Genomic DNA, 26026 nt, shown 5'->3' on the forward strand with positions numbered 1-26026 from the left:
CTGTCAAATCATCTGCTTAACGGATTTTATCCGGGAAGCCTACTTTCTTCTGAACCTTCCGCAGCGTTTTATTGGCCACATAATCAGCTTTTTCTGCATTATTTTTGATCACGGAATCAATGTACGCCTTGTCGCGGGTCAGTTCAGCTACCCGAGCCTGCAGCGGCTTCAGAACGGAGATAACTGCCTCGCCGACTGCCGGCTTAAACTCGCCATAGCCCCTGCCGTCGAACTCCCGTTCCACCTCTTCCGGCGTCTTGCCGGTGCATGCGCAGTAAATGCTGATCAGGTTCTTGATACCCGGTTGCTCGTCGCGGTAGCGGATCTGACCCTCGGAGTCAGTCACGGCGCGCTTGAACTTTCGCATAATGGTATCCGGATCGTCCATCAGATAGATGCTGCCATTGGGGTTCTCGTCGGACTTGGACATCTTTCTGGACGGCTCCTGCAGGCTCATAATCTTCGCGCCTACTTTTCCGACATAAGCCTCCGGTATGGTAAATACGTCACCGTAAATGCTGTTAAAACGCTGGGCAATATCCCGGGTAATCTCCAGATGCTGCATCTGATCGATACCCACCGGAACCACATCCGCCTGATAAAGCAGGATATCTGCCGCCATCAGTACCGGATAGGTAAAGAGACCTGCGTTGATATTGTCCGCATGCTTGGCAGATTTGTCCTTGAACTGGGTCATACGGCTCAGCTCACCCATGTAGGTGTAGCAGTTCAGAATCCATGCCAGCTCTGCATGGGCCGGTACATGGGACTGATAATAGATGCAGTTCTTCTCCGGATCGATACCCGCCGCGATGAACAGGGTCAGAAGCTCTCTCGCGTGCTTCCGAAGCTCCGCCGGATTCTGACGGACGGTGATGGAGTGCATGTTCGCTACACTGTAAAAGCACTCGTATTCATCGCTTAAGGTAATCCAGTTTTTCAGGGCTCCCAGATAGTTGCCCAGGGTCAGGTTTCCAGTGGACTGCATGCCGCTGTATAATACTTTTTTATCTCCTAACATCTTGTGTTCTCCTCTTATAAATTATTTTTATGATAAATGCAATAGCATACTCGCTATTTTAAAATAAATCAGAAGGCTGCTGGCGTCCACGATGGTGGTGATGAGGGGCGCAGCCATAATCGCCGGATCCAGCTTCATTTTCTCTGCCAGCATCGGCAGAACGCAGCCGATGATCTTCGCCAGCACAATGGCCAGCATCAGGGAAAGGACGATGACCAGATTCAGGGCCTGTCGGTCCGGATACTGTAAAATCAGCCGGATAAAGTTGGCTGCCGCCAGTACCGCGCCGCACAGCAGTCCCACCCGGAACTCCTTCCAGACCACCCGCAAGACGTCCTTCAGTTCGATATCGCCCACCGCCATACCACGGATAACCATGGTGCTGCTCTGATTGCCGCAGTTGCCGCTGGTGTCCATCAGCATGGGGACAAAGCTTAAGAGCAGGGGAAGCACCTGAATCGCCTCCCGGTAATCCATCAGGATCGCGCCGCTCAAAATCGACGTAAACATCAAAATTAACAGCCAGGGAATACGGTTTTTCGCAAGTTCCAGCACGCCGGTCCGAAGATAGGGCTTCTCTGACGGGAACATAGCCGCCATTTTTTCGAAGTCCTCGGTGGCCTCCTGTTCCATGACCTCCACCGCGTCATCAACGGTGACGATGCCCACCAGGCGATCCTCGTGATCGACTACCGGCAGACACAGTAAGTCATACTTATTAAACGTCTCTACTACGTCCTCCCGATCCTCTGTGGTCACTGCGTAGATAATATTTTCATCCATGATGTCCTTTATGATTGTGTCATAAGGGTTCATGAGCAGATCCTTCACAGTCACTACACCCTGCAGACAACGCTTGCTGTCCGTCACAAAGCAGGTGTAAATGGTTTCCTTATCGACACCATTTTCCCGGATGTACGCAAAGGCCTGTTCTACGGTCATGTTCCGCTTCAGGCCGATATATTCCGCTGTCATAATGCTTCCGGCACTGTTCTCCGGATATTGTAAGAACTGATTGATCAGATTCCGTGTTTCCGGAGTTGCGTTCTGTAATACACGCTTGACTACGATAGCCGGTAATTCCTCCAGCATATCCACTGCGTCGTCCACGTACAGATCCTCTACGATCTTGCCCAGCTCATAATCCGTAATACTGTTGATAATATGCTCCTGGTCGTCTACCTCCAGGAATGAAAATACGTCTGCCGCCAGTTCCTTGGGCAGCATCCGGTATACAAGAACCTTCTTCTCGGGCTCCAGTTCCTCGATAAACTCCGCGATATCGACCTCGTTCATCTCCGACATCGTCTCACGCAGCTTTCGGAACTGTCGGTCCTCCAGAAGCTCTGTAAGCTCCTCCCGATCATAACTTCCGATTGCCATGCACTCTTGTCCTCCCACGTCGACAGGCACAGCATCTGTATCTCCTGCCGCCGGGTAACGACAGTTTATTTATCTGTAAGAAAAATCCGTGTCTGTCTCTATTCTATTCTCTTTTAAGCCACAACTTCGACTTCGCCCGTCCACGGACTCCTCACTTCCTTTTTTCGCATAGATTAGGCGTTCCCGCCTGCCACTCTTAATCATAGCACTAAAGGGCTGTTACCGTCAACCGATAACTGCCCTTTCGAGTTTTATGATTTTCTATTTTCCCTTCAACCGCTTATCTGATTTTACAGAAAGATGCGTTCCTACGCTCTGGAAAATCTGCACCAGCACGATCAGAAGTACCACAGCAATCAGCATAACCAGATATTTATAACGGTAATAGCCGTAGTTGATGGCGATTTTACCAAGACCGCCTCCGCCGATGATACCGCTCATGGCTGAGTAGCCGAGAATCGTCGTGATAGCGATGGTGAAATTGGAAATCAGGGACGGCACGCTCTCCGGAATCAGCACCTTTACGATAATCTGAAACGGGGAAGCGCCCATGCTCTGGGCCATCTCGATGATATTCGGATTTACCTCTCTGAGGCTTCCCTCCACTAGCCGGGCCACAAAGGGAAAGGCCGCGATAACCAGCGGCACAATGGACGCCACGGTTCCGACTGCAGTTCCCACAATGAGTCTCGTCAGCGGAAATACCATAATCATCAGAATCAGGAATGGCACGGAACGAAGCAGGTTAATGATTACATTCAGCACATGCATGACGCCCTTCGGCAGGGGACGCACGCCGTCCTTCTCGCCCACCACCAGAAGCACGCCGAGAGGCAGGCCAAGAATCACCGCAAAAGCTGTCGCCAGAACCGTCACATAGACGGTCTCCCAACAGGCCAGCGGAATCTCTGTCTGTAGAATCCGCAGGGTCTCCTCTATGGTCTCCGGGGAAAATAATTTATCGAACATCGCCTGTCACCTCCTCTACCAGTACATCCGGAATGCTGCTTAAGTAGGAAATCGCACGTTTTACTACATCGTCATCATCCGGCAGTCCAAGCAGCATATTGCCGTAGGCCTTGTCCCCGATGCTCTTGGTGGACGCGCCCAGGATGCTGGCTGTAATCTGCTCGTCGATGGCCATTTTCGCGATCAGGGGTTCTCTGGAGGCCACCGCGCCGCTGAATACCACGCGGATCCGGCGCTCGCCCGGAACCTCCTCCAGAATCTCGTCGGCGCCGTCCGGGAATACCAGGCGCTTGGCCGCTTTGGATTTGGGGCTGGAGAAGACTTCGCTTACGACGCCCTCTTCCACCACAGAACCGGAATCCAGAATCGCCACCCGGTTGCAGATCTCTTCCACCACACTCATTTGATGGGTAATGATGATGACCGTAATGCCAAGACGCTCATTGATGTCCCGAATCAGCTCCAGAATCGCATGGGTCGTCTTCGGATCCAGGGCGCTGGTGGCCTCGTCGCAGAGCAGCACCTTCGGATCGGTGGCCAGGGCTCTCGCAATGGCGATACGCTGCTGCTGGCCGCCGGAGAGCTGGGCCGGATAGGCATTGGCCTTATCGGGAAGCCCAACCACATCCAAAAGCTCCAGGGCACGTTTTTTTGCCTTTTCCTTGTCCATTCCGATGAGTTCCAGGGGAAAGCAGATATTTTTCAGGCAGGTCCGCTGCATCAGCAGGTTGAAGCCCTGGAAAATCATAGTCACATCCCGGCGCACCGCCCGAAGCTCTTTATCTGACAGCTTCGCGATGTCCTGGCCGTCGATGAGCACCTGGCCTTTGGTAGGCCGCTCCAGCATATTGATGCAGCGCACCAGGGTACTTTTTCCCGCGCCGCTCATACCGATGATACCGTAAATGTCGCCGTCCTGAATGTTCAGATTCACATTCCGGAGCGCTTCCACGGTTCCGTCGGCGGTCTGGAATTCTTTGGTCAAATCTTTAATTTCAATCATAAAACCCCTCCGTCTGGATTTTTCTCGTAGATCCGAAAAGCCGACAGCCTGTTGCCACAGACCGTCGGCTGTCACTTTTTCTATTATAACATTATTTTGTAATCGCGTCCAGACTTGTCTGCTTGCCGCCGTACAGTCCCATGGGCTCTACGTGGATAGCCGCTACCGATACGATATGAGTTCCGTTCTGCTCGTTGAAATCATCCAGGTACGGCTTATGCTGGAAGTAGTTTGCATCTACCTCGCCGCTGTCTACCACATTGTTCGGCTGTACATAGTCAGTGAACTCCATGATGTCCAAGGTAATGTCCTTCTCAGCCAGAATGTCCTTTGCCACCTTCAGGATATCTGCGTGGGGCGCCGGGGATGCTGCTACGGTAATGGTAGTTCCTGCCAGCGCGTCGTAATCTACACTTGCGTCATAACCATCTGTGGGATTGTCCACAGTACTGATCACTGCTCCGTCATACTGCTCTGTGATGTAATCTGCTACCGCCTGGCTCTCCAGAGCTGCCTTCAGAGCTTTGATCTTATCTGTGTTCTCATTGCCCTCCTTGACTGCCAGGATATTGCTGTACGCGGAAGAGGAGCCTTCCATGGTCAGCGCGTCCTCTGTGGGGTTCAGACCCGCGTCAATGGCATAGTTGGAATTGATGATAGCGTAATCTACATCCTTCAGCACGTTCGGTACCTGCGCCGCCTCTACCTCTTTGAAGGTGATATCATAGGGATTCTCCGCGATATCTGCTACGGTAGCGGTGATGCCTGCGCCGTCCTTCAGCTTGATGTAGCCGTTCTCCTCCAGCAGAAGAAGGGCTCTCGCCTCATTGGTGGTATCGTTCGGTACTGCGACGGTAACGCCCTTGCTGCTGCCGCCGCATGCAGTCAGAGACGCAGCTGTTACTACGCCGAGTGCCAATGCCACAAGTTTCTTTGTCAGCTTTCTCATAATATACTCCTCCTTGTTTTTTACATTACCTGTATTTCCTATTGGTTAAGTAGGATTATATAGGCTCTGCTTTTATTTGTCAAGCGTTTTTTTATCATAACGGACTTTTTCCGTCTTTGCAAGCAAATATCCCGATTTTCAGATAGGAAAATCGGGATATCATAACTATTTTATGACACGCAGGCCAAATACCGGCATTGGATTATAAAACGGGCTGTTTTCTTCCCGGTAAATACGCTGATAGACATCTGGATCCACCGTCACCTCCGCGCATCCGAGATGCTTTAATATCTCCACATCCCAGGATGGACGGCTCATACCATTTATCATAAGCTGCTTTTTAATCTTATCACATTCCTCTAACTGACCGCAGCTCATATGATTGTGGGCATGCTCCTCCGGAAGCCTCTCAAGCTCCCCCAGCAGATCCTCTTTCCCGTAATCCGCGTCAAAATTCAGAATCACACCACCGTCTTTCAGTACCCGCAGCCACTCGCCGTATGCCTCCGCCGGGTGGGGCAGGGTCCAGGTCAGATTCCGGGAAACAATCACGTCGAACGTGCCATCGGGAAAATCCGGATGCTCCGCATCCATCACTTCGAAATCTGCCTGCACGTCCCGCTCGTCTGCAATCATTTTCGCCTTCTCTATCATAGCCGGTGTCAGATCAATACCTGTTACCTGATGGCCCAGCTTCGCCAGCAGCACGGAGAAAAAGCCGCAGCCGGTTCCCACATCCAGAATCCTTAAAGTTTCTCCCTCCGGCAGCCCCTTCTTCAGTTCCCGAAGCCAAAGCTCAGCCATTTCACTGTTTAACTCCTCCTCACGAAGACGGGCGAAGTCTTCACTTCGCCCGGTCCAGTAGGAAGATATCTCTTTCTTTATCTCTTCCATCTCTATTTTACCGCCTTAATCATAAACATCGGTGTCGATGCGTAATTTACTTTCTCTGTGTCGCTCCAGACTCTCTGCCATACCTGCTCATCTGTACGGACGCTCTGAAAGCCCAGATTCTTCAATACCTTCATATCCCAGGCAGGACGAATCACCGGACTTAAGGGAACATTTCTGGCAATTTCTTCCATTTCATCAATATCCGTACCGATATAATGGTCTTCCATGGCCTGCTCCTCCACATGCTTCCGGTCTTCCTCATATTCCCGGCGCTTCTCGGCGTCAAAGAGATGGCCGTACCAGTTGGCGTCGAAATTCAGAAGCTGTCCGCCGGGCTTCAGTACCCGCTTCCATTCCTTGTATGCCTCGTCCGGATTCTCCAGATTCCAGGTCAGATTTCGGGATACCGCCACGTCGAACTGATTGTCCGGCAGTTCCAGCTTCTGGGCGTCCATGCGCATCCAACAGATCCTGTCCGCATAACGGCCTGCATTTTCCTTCGCTTTACAGAGCATCTCCTCCGTGTAATCCACGGCTGTCACCTGGTAGCCCGCCTTCGCCAGAATGATGGCGAAAAAGCCCGGGCCGGTGCCGATATCCAGCACTCTGATATCCTTCGGATCCCGGTGCGGGAACTCCATTTCCAGTGCCTTAAGCCACCGGTTCTTCTGCTCTGTCGCCAGCTCCTCCTGATTTACCTGTGAGTACCCTTCCGCCCGGTTTGTCCAGTACTCTTCAATTCTGCCAAGCATCTGTCCCATGTTGTCTCTCTCCCGTATCTCATGCAGCGTGCTTCTCCGTCTCAGCCGCATGTTCTTATTGGTAAAAATTATAACAAAGCCCCCCGGAGGCCACAAGCCTCCCGGGGGGATAAAAATTTGTTCTAAATCTGATTTAATTTATAATACGGAATCTACCAGCATTTTCGTATATGCGTCCTTTGGATTCTGAATCACTTCATCCGGGATCCCTTCTTCTACGATCCGCCCATCTTTCATAACGATGACACGGTCACAAAACTGCTGCACCAGTGCAAGGTTATGACAGATAAAAACATAGGACAGCTTCTTATTCTCCTGTAAATTCATAAGCAAATCGAGCACTTTCTTCTGAACTGTCACATCCAGCGCGCTGGTAGCTTCATCACAAATAATAATCTGAGGTTCTACCGCCAATGCTCTGGCAATAGCAGCCCTCTGGCACTGACCTCCGCTGACCTGATGGGGATATCTGTCCATGTAAGAAGCCTCCAGGCCACACTGTTCTAACAGGTTCGCTGTTTTTTTTCGGATCTCCTCTTTGGGAACGCCTCTGTTTTTCAGGCTTTCTCCGATTCCATAGCCTAATGTCTTTCTCGGATCAAAGGAACCAACCGGATTCTGGAAGACCATCTGAATTTTATCATAAATACTTTTAAGTGCCCTGCCTTTTCGATGTGTGATGTCCTGCCCATCCAGAATAATCTGTCCCTCTGTCACAGCTTCCAATCTTGTAATCAATTTTGCAACTGTACTCTTTCCGCTTCCGGATTCTCCGACAATTCCAAGGATTTCCCCTGCCCGCAGAGAAAAGCTCATGTTTTCTACCGCAGTCACATCCCGTTTTCCATGTTGATGGAATACTTTTTTCAGATCTTTCACCTGTAAAATGTTTTCCATACTCAACTGCCACTCCTTCTAAGCTTCGGTACTGCAGACAGAAGCTCTTTTGTATATTCGTTGCGCGGATGTTCCAACACCGATTTTGCCGGGCCATATTCCATCCTGTTTCCATTCTGAAGAACCAGCACGGTATCTGCCATAGCCGACACCACACCAATATCATGCGTCACGATGATGATCGCCGTTCCAAACAATTCCCGGACACGAAGCATCTCCTGAACCACCTGCCTCTGAACTGTCACATCCAGCGCACTGGTAGGCTCGTCCGCAAACAATACCGGCGGATTCATCAGCATGGAAATGGCGATACCTGCGCGCTGATTCATGCCTCCGGACATTTCAAAAGGATAGCTGTCCCATATCCGCTCCGGTTCCTTAAAATTCAGTTTTGATAAAAGCTCAAGGGCACATGCCTTTGCATCCGCCTCCGTGATTTTTCCATGTGCTTCCATACTCTCGCGAATCTGACTTCCAATGGTCCGGATCGGGCAAAGCGAAGCGCCTGCATCCTGAAAGATCATGCCGATTCCGGCGCCACGTATGAGTCGAAGCTCCCGTTCCGGCATATCCACCAGATTTTTTCCCTTAAATGTAATATCTCCTCTGGTCACCAGGCCATTGTCGCCAAGCAGTCCCATGGCAGCCTTGATCAATGTGCTTTTCCCGCTTCCGGATTCTCCTACCAGCCCAAGGATCTCTCCCGGACGAAGAGAGAAGGAAATATCATGAACCACAGGATTTCCGCCAAAAGAGATCTCCACGGAATCATATTTCAATAATGTATCGTCCATTCCATAACTCCTGAATCACTGTCAAAATGATATCATACTTAGTTGATATCAAGATCAGCCGTCAGCTCATAGTAATCGCATGCATGTGCGGTAAGGCCTGTCACATTTGCCTGACTGATCATACTCATCTTTAAGAAAGAGCAGAATACAAACGCATCATCATCCAGAAGCTGCTGCTGCATCTCAATGGCAACCTGGTTTCTCTCTGTCACATCGAACGTGCTGTTCAGTTTCACTGCCAGCTCTTCCAACTCATCGCTGTGATACTGTCCACGGTTCTTGGTGGACGCATCCAGACAATGTGTAGAGAAGAAGTTAGTCGGATCTCCCAGACCACAGTTTACATTGGCGCCTACATATACATCCCATGCTGCCGGATCTTTACAGATCGTATTGTGGTCTGCAGTTGCGTTGATCTGTACCTCTATTCCGATCTCTTTCAGAGTGCTCTGTGCAGCCTCTGCCAGCAGCGGCAGTTCCTGACGGCTCGGATAGGTAAGCCACCGGATGGTCAGCTTCTGTCCGTCTTTTTCACGGATTCCATCACCATCGCTGTCGGTCCATCCGGCTTCTTCCAAAACCGCTTTCGCTGTTTCCGGATCATAAGTCTTCGCATTCAGTGTGGAACCTCCGAACGCTACCGTATCAGGGAAGGCACCCGTTGCCACATATCCATATCCATTCAGAAGCACCTTAACAAAAGATTCCTTATCAATACCCATGGCAATGGCTTCACGGACCGCGTCATCTGCCACAACCGGAGATGCATAATTCATCTGTACGTAAAAGGAACGGCTGGTCTGCACACTGGTAAACTGGAACTTGTCATTTTCAAAAATCGGATAGCTTGCATATGCCATACCATATGCCGCATTGATCTCGCCGGACTGCAGTGCCAGTGCCAGAGTATCTCCATCTGAAATGGTACGGACTGTGATCTCATCTATGTTCACATTTCCATCCCAGTAATTTTCATTTTTCACAAGCTTCAGATGATCATCTGTCACCAGCTCGGTTGCCACATACGGACCCGTACCAACCACGATTCCGTCATCCGTCACACCCTCATCCACATCAATGATACATCCATAGGGCTCAGACAGATAGTTCATCAGACTCGGACACTCTTCAGCCGTATGGATCGTCAGCACCAGACCGTCTGCCTCCATAGACGCAATCTTCAAATCTCCTGCCGCGCGCTCATGCACAGCGATCAGATCCTCCAGACATTTCTTTACCGCTTCCGCATCACAAGGTTTTCCATTGGAAAAGCACACCCCATCTTTTAAGGTGATTTTCCAGGTAAGATTATCTACCAGCTCATAGCCTTCTGCGATCCACGGTTCCAGTTTCATGGAATCATTGATCTTCATCAGAGTCTCTCCGACTCCATAGCGCATACATGCCCATCCGCAGTATGCACTGTGCGGGTCAATCGTGGATTCCTCGTTTTCTGCATTAAATGTGGTATCGCCAAATACAAATGTCTTTTTACCAGTGGTATCTGCACCGGTCGCAGCCTGTGTACTTGTACTGTCTGCAGATCCATCTGTCTTTTCTGAACCACAGCCTGCCATGACACCTGCCATCATGGTCAGCGACAGAAGTAATGCAAGAATTTTTCCTGTTCTTTTCTTCATGTTTTTACTCCCCGTTTCTTTTACTTTTTTATATCTACCTTGAATGAGAATTCTTCGGATCCATATAATCACGGATCGTATCTCCCAGAAGGTTAAATATCACCACAGATACAAAGATGGCCAATCCCGGAGATAACACGATCCAGGGATAGGTTTGCAGCATGCTCCGGCCACTGCTCATCATGCTTCCCCACTCCGCCACCGGAGGCTGGGCTCCCAGACCCAAAAACGACAGTCCTGCAATCTCCATCATCATCGTACCGATATCTAACATGGAAGTGACCAGAATCGGTCCGACAATATTGGGAAGCACATGCCGGAAAATCATCTGAAGCGCCGAATCACCTGCCAGCTGCGCGGCCTGCATATACGGCAGACTCTTCATGGACAAGGTCTGGCTTCTGGCAATTCTGGAATACTTCGGCCAGCTGATCAGTGCCAGTGCAATGACCGCATTCTGCACACCACCATTTAAAATAGCTGCCACCGCCATGGCAAACACCAGACCCGGAAATGCCAGGCAGATGTCGGAGATCCGCATCATCACGGAATCAACAACTCCGCCATAGTAGCCACAGAAAATTCCAACTATCGTTCCAAACACCGTAATGATTGCGACCAAAGCAAACGTAGAAGAAATACTGGTCTGCGCTCCAATCAGTACGCGGGACAGCATATCCCGACCATAGGTATCCGTTCCCATCAGATGAGTCGCGCTGGGCGGCTGCATGGCCTGGGACAGATCCTGTGCGTAAGGATCATAAGGACAGATATACTTTGCAAAAATCGTAATCAGCAGCAATGTCGCTGCCAGTGCTGCAAACAAAAATAATTTCATCCGGATCCGGTTTCTCTTCACTTTCTGAACCCGGACAGTCACCTGACGCTCCTGACTCATTCCCGATCACCTCCCAGACGGATCCTCGGATCCAGAAAGCGATAGGAAATATCTGTCAGCAGATTGACCGCCACATAAATAATCGCCATCCACATCACATAAGCCTGAATAATCGGGTAGTCACGCATGCTGATAGCATCCACTGCCATCTTTCCGACCCCATCCCACATGAAGATAGATTCTACAATTGCAGTTCCTCCCAGAAGACTTCCTACTGATAACATCAGCAAGGTAATGATTGTTACCAGAGAATCTTTCATAACACTGCCCCACAGGATTCTGGAGAATTTGACGCCTCTTGCTTTTGCTCCAACCACATAATCTTTACTCAGTTCATCCAACACCGTTGCCCTTACCTGGCGAAGATATTTCGCGCTCATGGCAATGGCCAGTGTAATTGCCGGCATAGCCACACTTTTCAGACTGACCCCGGTTGCAATTACCGGAAACCAGCCCAGACGGATGGCAAACAGATACATCAATAACAGCGATACAAAAAAATTCGGTAAACTATTGCCAATAAAGCTGAATGTCCGGATCAGATAATCTGAACATCGATTTTGATGAACCGCCGATAAAATACCTAACGGAACAGAAATCAAAATCGTCAGCAGAATCGATGTGACCGTCAAAAGCAATGTTGCCGGAAGCTTGGATATAAATGTGGAGAACACTGGTTTACCAGACACATAACTGGTTCCCATATCCCCATGGAGAAGTCCTCCCAGCCAAACCACATACTGCGTCAGAAAGGGCTTGTCCAGTCCAAGCTCCTCTCGGGCTGCATCCACGACTTCCTGCGAAATATCGCTTCCAGTATTTTCCATTTTCTGCTCTACCACATCACTTCCGGCAACTCTCATCATGCCGTAGGAAAGAAATGTGATCGCCAGCAGAATCGGAATTAACTGAAGAAGTCTTTTTAAGACATATTTTTTCATGTATTGCAATCCTTTCCACAACAAAAATGCCCGAAAATCTAAACATCGGATTTCGGACATTTTTATTCTCTGATAAAATTGTAAGGCAGGAATGGGTTTTTCACAAGCCCCAGGCGGGGTTGTTACGTATTCCTGTTTTTCCTGTATTTTCATTCCTTTTTGGAATTTTCCAGTTTTCTCTTTACATATGCGATAAATTCTTTCTCCAGTTCGCCCAGCTGTTCCTCATTTCTGCTGACACAGCCAAACACTACCTCATTCCCTTTTCCCTCCAGCAGGATTCCCTCGGTACCACTGTAGGTTCCATCCAGGCTTTCACTGCTCAGATTCCAGAGATCAGAATGCTCCAGAAGATGGCGGAGCAGCGATCCGCTGTTCGTGGTCACAGACGTCTGCGGCGATTCCAAGGAAATGCCCTCTATGGCTCCCAGACGCAGCACATCCTCCGGACGCACCTCTGTCTGGCTTCCCTGAACCAGGCGGAGTTCTCCGTCCGCTGGCGGAAATTGTCCTATCTTTTTTCCTCCGTAAAGCATCAACTGAATTTTTTTTAGAGGTTCAAACTGTAGCTGGTACTTCCGCATCAGGAACTGGGCGGAGGCGCTCTGTTCTTTCAACAGATAAATGAAGCCCAGATCGTCCTGTCCTTTCTGTACCCGCTCGATGACGTCCCGGACATTTCCCTCAAAGTATTCATAATAGTCGCCCTTCTGGTACGCGCGCTCATAAAACTCCGTAAACGCCGCTTCCATCCAGGAGGACGGATTCACCGATACCTTCAGACTGCGTACCGGACTTTTCCCGGCCAGCTGCTCGATCTGCTCCATAGTATCCAGCACGTTGACCGCATAGTTATAAAGCTCCTGTCCCCGGGCTGTCAACCGGATTCCCCTTCCTGTCCGTTCAAAAAGCTCAGTCTGAAGCTCATGCTCCATGGCGTGAATGGTCTTGCTGACCGAGGACTGGGTGGTGTATAAAAGTTCTGCCGCTGCTGTAAAGGAGCCTGCCTCCACGCAGGTTACGAAGCAGCGGAGCTGTCGGATTTCCATCATAATCATGCTCCCTCGTCTATTATTCTATCTGTCCATTTTAACAGGATCCCTTCTCCGGCACCGGGATATTCTTGTTTTATAAATGTTTAAAAGGTAAGAACTGATTTTAAAAGTCTTTTTGTATATTCCTGCTGCGGATGCTCCAGCACCTGTCCGGTTGCCCCTTCCTCCACAATTCTTCCCCTGTACATGACTGCTACCCGGTCGCAGAAATGACTGACCAATGCGATATCATGGGAGATAAACAGATAGGAAAGTCCCATCTGCCGCTTCAGTTCACTCAATAGTTCCATAATCTGGACCTGTACGGAAACATCCAGCGCGCTGGTAACCTCATCACAGATCAGCAGCTCCGGTTTAATCAGAATCGCCCGGGCAATGGTGGCTCTCTGACATTCCCCTCCGGACAGCTCTCTTCCCTTTCTCCCTGCGTAGCTGCGATCCAGATGAACCAGATCCATGGCTTCCAGCGCAAGCTTCCGGATTTCAGCCATCGATTTCCCGTTTTTCCGGTAAATCAGGCCCTCGCAGATATTGTCCACCACCGTTCTGTGTGGATTCAGGGATTTTATCGGATCCTGGAATACCATCTGCATATAATTCCCGTAAAAATGTATTGTTCCCTCGGTCGGCTTGAGAAGCCCCGCCGTCATATAGGCCACCGTACTTTTACCGCTTCCGCTCTCGCCTATCAGCCCCAGGCTTTCTCCCTTTCGCAGGCAGAAGCTCACATCCTCCACCGCGCAGATGTCTTTTCCCTTTTTTCCATACTTTTCACGGCCCCGGAAAACCTTTTTCAAATGCTCTGCTGTCAGAATATATTCCGGCATACGCTACCTCCTGCCCATTCTGGGAATTGCCTTGATTAGCTTCTGTGTATAAGGGTGCTCCGGATGATAGAGAACCTGTTCCCGGCTTCCCCATTCCACCAGTTCTCCCTTTTTCATAACCCCGACCTTATCCGCCATCGCTGCAATGACTCCCATATTATGGGATACAATTACAATCGCTGTTCCAAACTGCTTCCGAAGATCCAGCATCGTATCTATCACCTGCTTCTGCACCGTTACGTCCAGCGCGCTGGTAGGTTCATCTGCCAGCAGGAGCCTGGGCCGATTCGCAATGGCGATGGCCAACGCTACTCTCTGACACATTCCGCCTGACAATTCGAATGGATAGGAATTCAGAATCCGTTCCGGATTTTCCAGACGAAGCAATCTCATGATTTCCACGGCTTCCCTCTCCGCCTGCCCCTTTGTGATCTTTCTGTGCGCCCGCACAGTCTCATAATAGGTTTTCCCCGTCTTCCAGAGCGGATCCAGGGACAGCTCCGGATGTTGAGACAGCATCGCGAGCTCATTTCCGCAAAGCTGGCGCAGCCTGTCCCGGGGAAGGCCAAGAAGATCCGTTCCCTCATATCTTATCTGTCCGCCGGTCACCTGTCCCGGATTATCCAGAATGCCCAGAATTCCCTTCAGCATGGTGCTCTTCCCGCTTCCGCTTTCTCCCACAATCCCGATGATTTCTCCCGGCTTCACACCAAAGCTCACCCGGTGCACTACTTCCGTTTTTCCGTATGTGATCTGAAGTCCGTCTACCTCAAACATCCGTTTCCCCCCTCTCGTTCAGCGCGTCCCGGAGACTGTCACCGGTTACGTTAAACAGTATCACCGTCAGGAACAACGCCAGACTTGGAAACAGAATCAGCCAGGGAGCCGTCTGCAAAAACGCCTTTCCGTTGCTAATCATAAGTCCCCATTCTGCCATGGGAGCCTGAACTCCCAGACCCAGAAAGGACAGCCCCGCCATACTTAAAATCACATTGCTGATATCCAGAACCGCCGTCAGCAGCATGGGAGAGAGAATACCCGGCAAAATATGGCGAAACAAGATCTGCCGCTTCTTGGCCCCGCATATCCTTGCCGCCTGAATATAGGTTTCATTTTTCAGCTGAAGCACAAGGCTTCTTGCTAGTCTTGCGTAAGTGGTCCAATACATAACCACAAGGGAAAGCATCGCGTTTTTCAATCCCGGTCCCAACATTCCCGCAATCGCCACCGCCAGGATAAAGCTGGGGAAAGCCTGAAATACCACCGTGATCTTCATCAGAAGCTGATCGAGCCAGCCTCCTCCATAGCCCGCCACAATTCCGATCAGCGTACCCACTGAAAATACCACGGCCACTACGCCGAGAGCCGAATATACCGATACTGTGGCGCCCTCCAGAATACGTGAAAGCACGCAGCGTCCCAGATTGTCTGTTCCGAGTGGATATTCTGCGCATGGCGCCCGGTTTGCATCCATCAGGTTCGACTGATAGGGATCATGGGGCGCAAACCTTCTCCCGACCACTGTTAAAATCAAAAATATAAAAAGAATGCTCAACATTATGAGCGCTTTTTTCTTCTTCATGCTTCCCTCTCCTGTCCGGCCCGGACTCTCGGATCAATCCATCCATAAGACAAATCTATCAGGAAATTGATCGCCAGAAAAATCAGCGCAAGCCATACCACATACGCCTGAATGACCGGATAGTCTCTCGCCGAAATCGCATCCATGGCCATCTTTCCCAGTCCCTGCAGGGAAAAAATATTTTCTACAATGGTGGTACCTCCCAGCATTCCCGCAAAAGAAATTCCCAGCAGCGTCAAAAGCGGCAGCATACAGTTTTTCAGCACATGCCGGAACAAAATCTGCCATTCCGGCACTCCTCTGGATCTTTCTCCTGCCACATACCCTTTTGCCAGCTCGTCCAGCACGACGACTCTCACCTGCCGGATATACCAGGAGCTTAATGACAACGCCAGAACCAGTACCGGCATAATATAGCCCTTCGACCCGTTTTTTGAGGCAATCACCGGGAACCACCGAAGCTTTACACTGAAAAGATAGAGAAACAAAAGCGCAAGAAAGAAAGAAGGCAGGGAAGCCAGGAGATACGTTATAAACCGTACCGTCCTGTCCAGAAAGCTGTCCTGAAATCTGGCGCATACGATTCCCAGCGGAACGGATAAAACCGTAACCACAAGCATGGAAAAAAAAGTCAGGATCAGCGTTACGGGAAGGGCCTTCCGAAGCTCGTCCAGAACGGGTTTTCCGTTACGCAGCGATGTTCCCATATCTCCGCTGAGAATTCCCTTCAGCCAGTCTGCGTATTGTACCGGAAACGGTCTGTTCAATCCCATTTCCTCCCTGGTCTTTTCCAAAAGCTCCTCCGTGGGCGCCACGCCCGTTTTATTCAGCTGGATTTCAGCCGGATCGCTGGGTGCCAGATAAGTCAGGCAAAAGGAAAGAAAGGTAATGCCGAGGAATATCAGAATCAGCTGTCCTGTTTTATTTATACTGTATTTTATCAGACGCATGAAAACCTCCACGCCAGAAGCGGTGCAGATTTTCTGCACCGCCCCCTCTTCTTATTCTCGTTTTATCGCACCAGATCTGTATTTACATCCAGCAGATAATACTCTGACGGATGGGTATGATAGTTTACCACATTCTTAGAGTAGATATTAATCATCTTCTGATGGTTAAATACGGTCATCGCATGGTCGTCCAAAGTCATCTGTACCATCTGGCGTACCAGCTCTGTTCTCTTATCGGTATCTACCGTCTTCTCAAGCTCTGCGGCCAGAGTATCCAGTTCCGGATTGGAATAATGGGAAGAATTGGAGCTGCCTCCTGTTACGAGCATAAGGTTGATAAAGTACTGCGCATTTCCGGTAGGAGCCTGCACGCCCGTCTCGCAATCCAAATCATAATCTCCTGCGGCTACTACGTCATTCGTACTCTCCAGGACTTCCACATTCAGTTTCACACCGATAGCCGCAAGCTCAGACTGAAGAAGCTCCAGAACCTGCCCCAGCTCTTTTCGGGAAGCAAAGGTAATGCCCTTCAGCTCCAGCGCCTTTCCATCTTTATCCAGGATTCCGTCCCCATCGCTGTCCTTCCAGCCGTCGGCTGCCAGCAGGGCCGCCGCACCTTCCGGATCATACTTGTCTACGCTTAAGGTCAGTCCCTCTGTTCCTCCATAGGGAAGCATATCCGGATAAATCGCCCAGCAGGGCGTAGCCATATTGTTATAAATACCTGCAGCGATACCATCTCTATCCAGACACATTTCAATGGCCTGACGGATAACCGGGTCTGACATCAGCTCCCGATCCATGTTGTAATATAACCGGTTCGCTCTTGTGGTGGTCACAGCGTCTACTACAAAGTTCTCGTCATTTTCAAATACCGGCACGGTAGAGGTTGCCATAGCCACTCCCATATCAATCTCTCCATTCTGAAGAGCCATGGTTATGGCTTCTGTATCGCTGATGGTGATCAGATGAACCTCGTCCAGCTTCGGTTCTCCTCCCCAGTAGCCCTCATATTTTTCTACAACAGTCTCTACATAGGGCTCAAATTCCCGGATTATATAGGGTCCGGTACAGTAAAGCGTGTCCGTGTAATTGCTGTTTTCTGAATCGTATACACTCCAGAGCGGATCGCAGAGATCATTTAACAGATTTACGCTCTCATGCTGCAGATGGAAAATCAGCTTCTGACCATCTGCCTCCAGTGTGTCAATAGCGATCTGCCCCTTTGCGCGGTCATTTATTTCATAGGTCCGCTCAAAGCATTTTTTTACTGCCTCCGCAGTCATCTTCTCTCCATTCTGGAAGGTTACATCGTCCCGGAGCGTTACCGTCCAGTTGATATAATCGTCACTCTCACAGGATACTGCCAGATTCTCCGTGGGCGTAATATTTTCATCCAGCTTAAACAGGGTCTCCGTGGTTCCGTCATACATCATATACCAGGCGTCCCAGCCATTGGCCGGATCCATGGTCTCCGCCGCAAAATAGCCCATAGAGCCGATATTCATTACTTTCTTTCCGTCTTCTGCCGCTTCTGTCTGCGCAGCTGTCGTATCTTCCGCTGCTTTTTCCCCGCCGCAGGCTGTCATGCCAAGTACCATACCAGCTGCGAGTCCCAGCGCCAACAGTTTCTTCACATTCTTTTTCAACATCGCTGTCCCTCTCTTTTCTCCATTGTTTTTTGTCCCATTTCTACTGATAAACAGCCTCATCCTCCGGATCCCACCGATACCCCAGACGCTTTGCGGTCTGCAGCGCCACGTCCAGATCAATCTGATCCGCCAGCATGGCCAATGCCATGGACAAGCCGTCCGCTGTGGTCGCCGCTGAATAATATTTGCCATCTGCCACCCAGCTGGCGTCCGGAACCTCATAAACTCCTGCCAGAAACATTCGTTTCCAGTTTTCTCCGGCTTTACAGGCTGCGATTTTTCTACGGAAAAGAAGACCGGTCTGCGCCACCAGGTACGCTCCTTCCGCGATCATCAGACAAAATTCCGAGCGCTCCGCCGCAATCTTAAGCTTCTTCTGGAGTTCCGTATCCTGCTGCAGAACTCTCCTTGCGCCACGTCCTCCCGGCACAATCAGAATTCCCTTCAGCTGCTCCGGATCAAGCGGCTCTGTCCAGACCTTCACGCCCTGCATGCTGTTCACCATATTGCCCGTCAGTGAAAGATAATTGACATGAAGTCCCTCTTTTTCACAGGACAAAATATCCGCAGGTCCAAAAGCGTCCATGGTTTCAAAATCATCAAATAATAATACATTTACTTCCATTTTTCTTTCCTTTCCCGCGCTACAGATTTTAACCCAAAAGAATCGTGTTTGACCGGACACGATTCTTTTGGGGTTGTTTGAAATTATCTGATAGAATGATTTATAATTGGGATGGTTAGAGTGTAGCAGTTTTTTTTATCCTCCACAAGCCTCCCTGGGGGTTGTTTTTCTATTCCCATTTTGCTTCTATATATATTCTTTTTTTGAATCCTGCTTATCCCCCCTGGTAGCTTGTACCCAATGCTATTATCCTGCTATACTGAATAAATTCTTTATAGAAAGGACGCCGCTTTATGTCAAGAACTTTACATCAACTGAACTCCCGCATTACCGGCATGATCTGTCCGCGCTGTCAGAAACGCTATCCGGTTGGGGACTACTTTTTTGGCTGTCCCGCCTGTCTGGAACGGGGCGCCAGTTCTAATCTTACCCTGGTCTACGAAGGAAAGGCACAGATTCAAAAGGATGCCACTGGCTGGCATCGTTATCGGGATTTTCTTCCCTATGACGACACGGTTTCTCTGGGCGAAGGCTTTACACCCGTGCGAGCCTTTCCCCGGCTGGCGAAAGAACTGGGCTTCCGAAAGCTCTATACCAAGCATGAATTTCAAAATCCCACCGGTTCCCATAAGGACCGCATGAATCCTTTCATCACTGCCCGGGCCAGGGAAGCCGGTTATTCCACCGTCACCTGTGCTTCCAGCGGAAACGAGGCCGCATCTCTGGCTGCCTATGCTGCAGCGGAAGGGCTGAACTGTGTCAACGTATCTACCCATTCCATTCCTTCTCTCTGGAAAAATGCTTCAGACGCCACCGGAGCGAAACTGGTACTTACCGATACGCCTGCTGCGCGCCTTTTCTATCAGAAGGAACAGCTTGCCCAGGGAAAAGACTGGTATCCTGCAACCAATCTTCTGGATCTTCCATCCGGCAGTTCACCCTACGGCATTGAGGGTTATAAAACCCTGTCCTTTGAGCTGTATGAACAGCTGGAAGGGCAGCTTCCGGACTATCTTCTGATTCCCACCTGCCGCGGGGATCTGTTATACGGCATCTATCTTGGTTTCCGGGATCTGCTGAAAACCGGTTATATCAAGACTCTGCCCCGTCTGGTTGCCTGCGAACCGATTCCCCGTCTGGAACTGATCCTTTCCGGTCAGAAAAGGGTGGAAGACAAATTTGAAGGCGATACCTCTTCCATGTCCTCCATCGGAGGCAATACCGCTACCTGGCAATCCGTTACGGCGCTTCGGGAAAGCGGCGGTTTTGCCCTCAGCGCGTCGGATACGGACATCCGAGACGCGGTGCGTGCTATGGCTTCCCATGGTCTCTACCTGGAAACCTCCTCTGCCGTGGTTTATCCCTGTGCAAAAAAAGCACAGAAACAGGGACTGATTTCCTCCCATGCCTCTGTACTTTTTGTACTCACTTCGAATGGTTATAAAAATACGGATCCGGCATAAATGCAGCTCCACTGGCCAGAAGAAGCTTTGTATAAGGGTGTTCCGGATTCCGGAGCACCTTTTTTACATCTCCTTCTTCCACAATTTTCCCCTGATACATTACCAGAACCCGACTGCACAAATGAGACACCAGCGCCAGATCATGAGAAATAACCAGATAGGTAAGCTGACGCTCCTTCTGTATTCTCTGCAGAAGCTCCAGAATCTGTTTCTGAATTGATACATCCAACGCGCTGGTCGCCTCATCGCAAATCAGAAGCTCCGGCTCCGTCAGAAGCGCCCTTGCAATGGCTATCCTCTGACATTCTCCACCACTGAGCTGCACGATTCTTCTGTCCGCATATTCTATCGAAAGTTCCACCTGGGTCAAAAGCTCTTCAATCACCGGCCTGGCCCGTCTTCTGTCTGTCCGCCTTGTATGACTCAGAGCTTCATAAAGGCTGGAAAATACTGTAATATGACTGTCAAAGGAATCCCGCGGATCCTGAAATATCATATTCACATAACATTTTTTATAACGGCCGCTTTTCAAACGGCGAGGTTCGCCCTGCAAAAGGACCCTTCCGCCTGTGGGCTTCTCCAGTCCCGCAATCAGACGCGCTGTGGTACTTTTCCCGCAGCCGCTTTCTCCTACGATTCCAACGGATTCTCCTTTTTCCACAAAAAAACTGATTCCATTTACCGCTCTGATTTCTCCATAGAATTTTTCCAGTTGTTCTACCTGTAAAAACGGCTGTTTATTCATCTTCCGTCTCCATTCTGAGCACACAGGACATCAGCATCTTCGTATAGTCATGAACCGGGTGCGAAAGGATCTCTTCTGCTGTTCCCCATTCTATCAGTTTTCCACTCTTCATAACTCCCACCTTATCTGCCATCTGTGCCACAACGCCCATATTGTGCGTAACCATCAAAATAGCCGCATTGGTGGCCTTTTTCATATTCTGCATAGCCTTCACCACCTCCGCCTGGACTGTTACATCCAGGGCAGAGGTAGGTTCATCTGCCAGAATCAAATCCGGCTCCATTACCATAGCAAGAGCAAGGGCAACTCTCTGATTCGTTCCTCCACTCAGCATCGAAGGATAGGAACGCAGAATTCTTTCCGGTTCCTTCAAGAGAAGCTGCTTCATACATTCTGTTGCCTTCCTGTCTGATTCCCGGCGGCCGATTTTCCCCTTCAGACTCAGTTCCTCCTGAAATTGTCTTCCGATCCGCATAACCGGATCCATGGATTCTCCCGCATGCTGGTAAACCATGGCGATCCGGCTGCCGCGCAGGCTTCTGTATTCTTTCGGATCTGACTGTGCAAGATTCCTGCCGTCAAATTCTATTCTGCCTCCGGTTATATGTCCTTCTTGTCCCAACAGTCCGGTTATCGCCTTCAGCAATGTGCTTTTTCCGCTTCCGCTTTCTCCTACGATACATACCGTTTCCCCGGGCTGTACAGAAAAATCCACATTATGAACAATTTCCCTGTTACCGTAGGAAACCGATAAGTCCTTTATCTCAAGCATGCCCTTCTCCTGTTTTTCTTTTACTCAGCCGCGATATCTGTATCCTTCGTCAGAATATAAGCCTCGGTTGCCTGTGTGGAATAACCGGAAACCTTATTATTTGCGGCAATCTGGTACTTCAGATGACCAAGGGTAAAGAAGCCGCAATCCTCCACCTCTACAGCCTGGATTTCCTTCGCAAGCTCTTCTCTCTTTACAGCATCAAATTCCTTATCCAGCTGCGCAATCAGCTCATCTACTTTTTCATCTGAATACTTTCCATAATTATAGTCCGCTCCGGTTCTCAACATAATATCGCAGAAATACTGCGGATCGGCTACCGGCGCCATAATATAGCTGTTCAGTGCCAGATCGAAGCCTCCGGCCTTCAGTATATTGGTATGTGCGTCATAATCATTGGTCTCAATATTGATGGCAATTCCAATCTCCTTTAAGGACGCCTGAATTGCTTCTGCAAAAGTCGCAAGCAAAGTTCCGTGCTCTCCATAGGTATACAGATTAAAACTCAACGCCTTACCATTTTTATCCAGAACACCATCTCCATCGTTGTCTTTGTAGCCTGCATCAGCCAGCAGCTTTTTCGCATGCTCTACATCATAGGACACGCCCGGTACTTTTCCGTAGGAAAAGCTGACCGGGAAAATAGCGGTAGCTGCTTCAGAATTTCCCTTATTGATAACATTCGCAAAGGCTTCCCGATCAATCGCAGAGGAAATTGCCTCTCTTACGCTGTGGTCCGCCAGAAACTCGTTGGTATAATCGAAATACAGAATCTGGGATCTGGATCCAGTATTGCTGGTTACCGTAATCTTATCACTGTCCATAAACTGGGTAATATTCTCGGTAGGCAGCTGGAATGCCAGATCTATCTCCCCGCTATCCAAAGCCATAGCCTGTGCGTTACCATCCAGGATATACTTGATGGTGACAGAATCCAGCTTCGGAACACCGTCCCAGTAATCCTTGTTTGCCACAAGCTCCATCTTGCCCTCTTCCATAGAGGCAATCACAAAGGGGCCGGTTCCCACCGGAATTGCGTTTTCTCCCTCCAGCGTATCCACATCCAAAATCGTACCTACCAGATCCGCCAGATTATTAAGAAGCGCCGCGTTTACATCGTTGGTGGTGATGGTAAGAGTCTGTCCCTCTGCTTCAATAGAAGCGATATTCAGCATGGTGACCGCTCTCTGATTTTTCTCACAGGTCCGATCCAGGCAGGCCTTGGCAGCCTCTCCAGTCAGTTCCTTCCCATTGCTGAATTTGATTCCGTCCTTCAGAGTGATTTTCCAGGTCAGATCATCTACCTGCTCGTAGCTGTCTGCCAGCCAGGGCTCAAGCTGCAGATCGTCATTGATACGGAACAGATTCTCACCTACCCCGATACGCTTGGTTTCCCAGCTGCTCGCGGCCGGATCCAGATTTTTTATCTCAGAATGATAAGCCATATTCAGATGCTTTTCTCCTGCATCTGCCTGTGTACTTTCCGACGCCTCCTCCGTACCCTTCTCCGTGTTTGCCGCAGATTCTTTGGAACCACCGCAGCCTGCAAGCAGGGATGCGCTCAGTACACTGGCCAGCAGCATGGTTAAAATCCTTTTCTTCATTGGTCTCCTCCTTAATTAAAATCATTTATTTGAACATGTTACCTGTTCTCAGTACTCATATACTACCTGTACGGTATTCCAGATATTCCTGTACGGAATCACCCAGACGGTTTAAAATGATAACGGATATCAAAATTGCTCCGCCCGGTATCAATGCCTGCCAGGGCGCCGTCATCAGCACCTTTCTTCCTTCGTTCATCATATAACCCCATTCCGGCGTCGGCAGCTTCGCGGAGAGTCCCAGGAAGGAAAGGCTGGAAATCTCCATCATGGTACCGGGAAGCGCCAGCATGGCTGTCACAAAAAGTACGCTGCCGATATTGGGAATCACATGACGCAGAATGATATAACCGGAATTACAGCCGCACAGACGTGCCGCTTTTATATAATTGCTTTCTTTGATCTTCAACACCATACTGCGGGACATTCTCGCATAAGGAATCCAGCCGATGCTGACAAGTGCAATTGCCGCATTTTTCACCCCGGCTCCCAGCACGCCCGCCACCGCGATAGCCATCACCTGTCCCGGAAAGGATTGTATGATCAATAAAAGCTTCTGTATCAGCCTATCCACCGGGCCTCCATAATACCCTGCTATTACTCCGGCTGCTGTTCCCAGCACAGCCGTCACCAGCACCACTGCAAACGTAGCGCTTAAGGAGCTTCTGGCTCCCGTCAGGATTCTGGAAAAAAGACATCTTCCCAGCTGATCGGTACCAAACCAGTATTCAGCTCCGGGTGGCTGATCGATTTTCAACAGATTGTTTTCATAGGGATCATGTGGGGAAAGCTGTTCTCCAAACAGCATGATAATAAGCAATCCTGCCGTCAGCAGCAGATACCATGCCAGTCTGATCCGAAGTTTCTTTTTCCTATCCATTCCGGCTGCTCTCTTTCTGCTTTTTTACCCGCGGATCAAACAAACTATAGGACAGCTCTGTCAATCCGTATATCACAAAGAAAATCAGGGCAATCACAACGACAAATCCCTGGATAATCGTATAATCGTGTTCTTCAATGGCCGTCATAACCAGCCTGCCGATTCCCGGCCAGGAAAATATGATTTCCGTGATGGCTGTACCTCCCAACAATTCACCAAAGGACAGGGCAATCAGGGTGATAATCGGAAGCATGGCATTTCTCAGAATATGTACAAACAAAATCTGTGTTTCCCGGATTCCTCTGGAACGCAGTCCATCCACATAGGGATGCTTCATTTCCTCATAAATCAGAGTCCGGATCTGTCGAATCATCCGTGCGCAGATACCGGTGGCCAGCGTCGCCGCAGGCAGGATCAGAGCAGACACTCCACCACTTCCGGATATAGAAATCAGTTTCAGACGATAGGCGAACAGATACAGAAATCCGATTCCCACCAGGAAGGAGGGCATACACAGCCTGATAAATACAAAAAAGCAGGTAATCCGGTCAAACATTTTCTCTTTTCTTGCCGCTGACATTACCCCCAGAGGGAGTGCGGCTGCTACTCCGGCAGCCAGGCTCGTCACAGCCAGTACCGCACTTTTTCCAAGCGCTTTTGTTACCTCGTATGACACATTCCTGCCATCAATCATGGATACTCCCAGATCTCCATGGACAAAATTCCACAGCCAGCTTCCGTATTGTTCCAGGAATGGACGATCCAGTCCCATTTCCTTCCGTTTTTCCTGCACTGCTTCTTCCGACGGCATGGTTCCTCCAGCCTGCAGAATGGTTCTGGCCGGATCCCCCGGCGCGATATACATCAGGGAAAAGGACAGTAAGGTCACTCCCAGAAGTACAATCAGGATACCCGCAAGCTGTGCCACCAGTTTTTGCATTTTTCTTTTCACGCCTGCATCCTTTCTGCCGGTTTATCCGCACAAACCAGAAACATAGGAATAGAACGGTACAAAAGCTGTTTCTTTTCGCTGTATACCTGTTCATTGACTCTTGGAACAATCTCCATATTTTCATAACCCAGAGTCGGCAGGTGTATTTCGTCCCAGTTTGGCCTCAAAATCTCATTAAAATACAGAACCTTCTGAAATTCCTGATCGGTATTTTCATCTCCGGTGTATGTATTTTCCGGATCGCCATAAAGCTTTCTGTATTCTTCTTCATCCCGTTTGATATCCTCCCTGTATTCTGCATTGCCGGTCATATGCCAGTTTGCGTCAAAATATAGAATCCTTCCGCCCGGCTTCAGCACCCGTTTCCATTCCGCAAAGGCTTTTTCCGGATCATAAAGAATCCAGGTCACATTCCGACAGATGATATAATCAAAAGTATCCTCCGGGAAGTCCAGCTGGTGGTTGTCCATCTGATAAAATTCCGCATGGACTCCCGCTTTTCCCGCATTTCGAGCTGCTGTCTCAACCATTTTTTCAGAACAGTCAATTCCTGTCACCTGCCATCCCATACGTCCCATCAAAACTGCAAAAAATCCCGGACCGGTTCCGATATCCAGTACCTTTCCTTTTTCGCAGGGCGCATGATTTTTCAGAATTTCACTCCATTTTTCTGCCAGTTCTTCTGCAAATTCATTCTGCACAATAGCGTCATAGCCATCCGCGCAATAATCCCAGCGTTTTCCGATTGTTTCCGCCTGTCTTTGCATCT

At 49.6% G+C, this 26026-nt stretch carries 25 protein-coding genes and 2 pseudogenes; 1 reads left to right on the forward strand and 26 read right to left on the reverse strand.

The window, feature by feature from the left end; translation table 11 throughout:
• Positions 1-16 precede the first annotated feature (16 nt).
• The 20 genes and pseudogenes from trpS to WMO29_RS06450 all read right to left on the reverse strand — a co-directional run bounded on the left by trpS (position 17) and on the right by WMO29_RS06450 (position 18841).
• Entirely contained in the window at positions 17-1021 is a 1005-nt protein-coding gene (gene trpS / locus WMO29_RS06355) for a tryptophan--tRNA ligase (RefSeq protein ID WP_178038675.1), read from the reverse strand.
• 27 nt (positions 1022-1048) lie between these two features.
• The gene (mgtE, locus tag WMO29_RS06360) at positions 1049-2404 is read right to left on the reverse strand and encodes a magnesium transporter (RefSeq protein ID WP_349164222.1); all 1356 of its coding nucleotides are present in this window, start codon (positions 2402-2404) and stop codon (positions 1049-1051) included.
• A 261-nt stretch (positions 2405-2665) separates the two neighbouring features.
• The gene (locus WMO29_RS06365; RefSeq protein WP_178038673.1) at positions 2666-3373 is read right to left on the reverse strand and encodes an ABC transporter permease subunit; all 708 of its coding nucleotides are present in this window, start codon (positions 3371-3373) and stop codon (positions 2666-2668) included.
• Positions 3363-4376 (reverse strand): methionine ABC transporter ATP-binding protein, encoded by a 1014-nt coding sequence (locus WMO29_RS06370; RefSeq protein ID WP_349164223.1) that lies wholly within the window; start codon positions 4374-4376, stop codon positions 3363-3365. Before WMO29_RS06370 ends, WMO29_RS06365 begins: the two co-directional genes overlap by 11 nt.
• 100 nt (positions 4377-4476) lie before the next feature.
• Positions 4477-4758, reverse strand: a pseudogene (locus tag WMO29_RS06375) (MetQ/NlpA family ABC transporter substrate-binding protein); the annotation flags it as partial.
• A gap of 78 nt (positions 4759-4836) precedes the next feature.
• A pseudogene (locus WMO29_RS06380) lies at positions 4837-5325 on the reverse strand (MetQ/NlpA family ABC transporter substrate-binding protein); the annotation flags it as partial.
• Between the two features lie 165 nt (positions 5326-5490).
• A complete protein-coding gene (locus tag WMO29_RS06385; RefSeq protein ID WP_178038670.1) occupies positions 5491-6219 on the reverse strand; it encodes a methyltransferase domain-containing protein in 729 nt (242 codons plus the stop codon).
• 2 nt (positions 6220-6221) lie between these two features.
• Complete coding sequence (locus WMO29_RS06390; RefSeq protein ID WP_349164224.1) at positions 6222-6980, reverse strand: class I SAM-dependent methyltransferase; 759 nt, start codon at positions 6978-6980, stop codon at positions 6222-6224.
• A gap of 138 nt (positions 6981-7118) precedes the next feature.
• Positions 7119-7877, reverse strand: coding sequence for an ATP-binding cassette domain-containing protein (locus tag WMO29_RS06395; RefSeq protein ID WP_178038668.1), 759 nt, complete (start codon positions 7875-7877; stop codon positions 7119-7121).
• Between the two features lie 2 nt (positions 7878-7879).
• Positions 7880-8671: an ABC transporter ATP-binding protein gene (locus tag WMO29_RS06400; RefSeq protein WP_349164225.1), complete on the reverse strand. Its 792-nt coding sequence runs from the start codon at positions 8669-8671 to the stop codon at positions 7880-7882.
• A 38-nt stretch (positions 8672-8709) separates the two neighbouring features.
• Positions 8710-10311 carry an ABC transporter substrate-binding protein gene (locus tag WMO29_RS06405; RefSeq protein WP_349164226.1) on the reverse strand — a complete coding sequence of 534 codons (1602 nt, stop codon included), beginning with the start codon at positions 10309-10311 and terminating at the stop codon, positions 8710-8712.
• Positions 10312-10345: 34 nt separating this feature from the next.
• Positions 10346-11209: a nickel transporter permease gene (gene nikC / locus WMO29_RS06410; protein ID WP_349164227.1), complete on the reverse strand. Its 864-nt coding sequence runs from the start codon at positions 11207-11209 to the stop codon at positions 10346-10348.
• On the reverse strand, positions 11206-12150 hold the full coding sequence (gene nikB / locus WMO29_RS06415; protein WP_349164228.1) for a nickel ABC transporter permease: 945 nt from the start codon (positions 12148-12150) through the stop codon (positions 11206-11208). The genes nikC (WMO29_RS06410) and nikB (WMO29_RS06415) overlap by 4 nt, the downstream gene beginning before the upstream one ends.
• Positions 12151-12299: 149 nt before the next feature.
• The gene (locus WMO29_RS06420) at positions 12300-13202 is read right to left on the reverse strand and encodes a LysR family transcriptional regulator (RefSeq protein WP_349164229.1); all 903 of its coding nucleotides are present in this window, start codon (positions 13200-13202) and stop codon (positions 12300-12302) included.
• 86 nt (positions 13203-13288) lie between these two features.
• Complete coding sequence (locus tag WMO29_RS06425) at positions 13289-14032, reverse strand: ABC transporter ATP-binding protein (RefSeq protein ID WP_349164230.1); 744 nt, start codon at positions 14030-14032, stop codon at positions 13289-13291.
• A gap of 3 nt (positions 14033-14035) precedes the next feature.
• Positions 14036-14809, reverse strand: a complete 774-nt coding sequence (locus WMO29_RS06430; protein WP_349164231.1) for an ABC transporter ATP-binding protein — start codon at positions 14807-14809, stop codon at positions 14036-14038.
• A complete protein-coding gene (nikC, locus tag WMO29_RS06435; RefSeq protein ID WP_349164232.1) occupies positions 14802-15614 on the reverse strand; it encodes a nickel transporter permease in 813 nt (270 codons plus the stop codon). Before nikC (WMO29_RS06435) ends, WMO29_RS06430 begins: the two co-directional genes overlap by 8 nt.
• Positions 15611-16564: a nickel ABC transporter permease gene (gene nikB, locus WMO29_RS06440; protein ID WP_243167515.1), complete on the reverse strand. Its 954-nt coding sequence runs from the start codon at positions 16562-16564 to the stop codon at positions 15611-15613. Before nikB (WMO29_RS06440) ends, nikC (WMO29_RS06435) begins: the two co-directional genes overlap by 4 nt.
• 62 nt (positions 16565-16626) lie before the next feature.
• Positions 16627-18216: an ABC transporter substrate-binding protein gene (locus WMO29_RS06445; protein WP_349164233.1), complete on the reverse strand. Its 1590-nt coding sequence runs from the start codon at positions 18214-18216 to the stop codon at positions 16627-16629.
• A 40-nt stretch (positions 18217-18256) separates the two neighbouring features.
• Positions 18257-18841 carry a DJ-1/PfpI family protein gene (locus WMO29_RS06450; RefSeq protein WP_349164234.1) on the reverse strand — a complete coding sequence of 195 codons (585 nt, stop codon included), beginning with the start codon at positions 18839-18841 and terminating at the stop codon, positions 18257-18259.
• 293 nt (positions 18842-19134) lie between these two features.
• On the opposite strand from WMO29_RS06450, the gene WMO29_RS06455 reads away from it, so the two are divergent.
• Positions 19135-20304, forward strand: coding sequence for a threonine synthase (locus WMO29_RS06455; RefSeq protein ID WP_349164235.1), 1170 nt, complete (start codon positions 19135-19137; stop codon positions 20302-20304).
• Here WMO29_RS06455 and WMO29_RS06460 read toward each other — a convergent pair.
• From WMO29_RS06460 to WMO29_RS06485, 6 genes are read right to left on the reverse strand one after another with little or no spacing between them, the layout of a single operon-like run.
• Entirely contained in the window at positions 20267-21049 is a 783-nt protein-coding gene (locus tag WMO29_RS06460; protein WP_349164236.1) for an ABC transporter ATP-binding protein, read from the reverse strand. The genes WMO29_RS06455 and WMO29_RS06460 overlap by 38 nt on opposite strands.
• Positions 21042-21821, reverse strand: coding sequence for an ABC transporter ATP-binding protein (locus WMO29_RS06465; RefSeq protein ID WP_349164237.1), 780 nt, complete (start codon positions 21819-21821; stop codon positions 21042-21044). The genes WMO29_RS06460 and WMO29_RS06465 overlap by 8 nt, the downstream gene beginning before the upstream one ends.
• A gap of 20 nt (positions 21822-21841) precedes the next feature.
• A complete protein-coding gene (locus tag WMO29_RS06470; RefSeq protein ID WP_349164238.1) occupies positions 21842-23425 on the reverse strand; it encodes an ABC transporter substrate-binding protein in 1584 nt (527 codons plus the stop codon).
• A 55-nt stretch (positions 23426-23480) separates the two neighbouring features.
• Positions 23481-24305, reverse strand: a complete 825-nt coding sequence (locus tag WMO29_RS06475; protein ID WP_349164239.1) for an ABC transporter permease — start codon at positions 24303-24305, stop codon at positions 23481-23483.
• The gene (locus tag WMO29_RS06480) at positions 24298-25257 is read right to left on the reverse strand and encodes an ABC transporter permease (RefSeq protein WP_349164240.1); all 960 of its coding nucleotides are present in this window, start codon (positions 25255-25257) and stop codon (positions 24298-24300) included. Before WMO29_RS06480 ends, WMO29_RS06475 begins: the two co-directional genes overlap by 8 nt.
• Entirely contained in the window at positions 25254-26024 is a 771-nt protein-coding gene (locus WMO29_RS06485) for a class I SAM-dependent methyltransferase (protein WP_186871912.1), read from the reverse strand. The genes WMO29_RS06480 and WMO29_RS06485 overlap by 4 nt, the downstream gene beginning before the upstream one ends.
• Between the last annotated feature and the right edge of the window lie 2 nt (positions 26025-26026).

The organism is Laedolimicola intestinihominis (genome assembly GCF_040096155.1).
Taxonomy (GTDB): Bacteria; Bacillota; Clostridia; order Lachnospirales; family Lachnospiraceae; genus Laedolimicola; species Laedolimicola intestinihominis.